Source organism: Alicyclobacillus fodiniaquatilis (assembly GCF_042678105.1).
Taxonomy (GTDB): domain Bacteria; phylum Bacillota; class Bacilli; order Alicyclobacillales; family Alicyclobacillaceae; genus Alicyclobacillus; species Alicyclobacillus fodiniaquatilis.
Genome location: NZ_JBHUCX010000071.1, coordinates 1 through 540, shown reverse-complemented (window position 1 = coordinate 540; position 540 = coordinate 1). Strand labels below are relative to the sequence as shown.

Sequence of the window (540 nt, the reverse complement as noted above, 5' to 3'; positions counted from 1 at the left end):
AGGATTGCGAGCAGGACAAGGAACGAGGAAGGCAACGGACAGAGCGTACATGAGTACGTGAAGGAGTTGTCTGACGAGTGACGCAGTCATGTGAAGTGGATCTGCAGCCGAAACGGTGAAGTTAGGAAGAGCGCACGGAGGATGCCTAGGCGCCAAGAGCCGAAGAAGGACGGGGCGAACACCGAAATGCCACGGGGAGTTGTAAGCGAACATAGATCCGTGGATGTCCGAATGGGGGAACCCCCTAGTGTGAAGCGCTAGGACTGTACAGTGAATTCATAGCTGTATGGAGGCAACCGAGGGAACTGAAACATCTAAGTACCTCGAGGAAAAGAAAACGAAAGTGATTCCGTAAGTAGCGGCGAGCGAAAGCGGAGGAGCCTAAACCATGTACGTGATACAGGCTGCAGCCGATGCGTATGTGGGGTCGAGGGGTTGTCGGAGGGAACCTGCAGGAACCCGCCGGAAGACAGTACATAGGAGAACGGCATGGGAAGGCCGGCCAGAGCAGGTGAGAGCCCTGTATCTAAAATGGACTGT

The 540-nt window shown here is 54.8% G+C and carries 1 rRNA gene; it reads left to right on the top strand.

Features of this window, described 5'->3' with window-relative positions:
- Window positions 1-114: 114 nt before the first annotated feature.
- Window positions 115-540 (top strand): 23S ribosomal RNA (locus ACFSB2_RS17875); the annotation flags it as partial.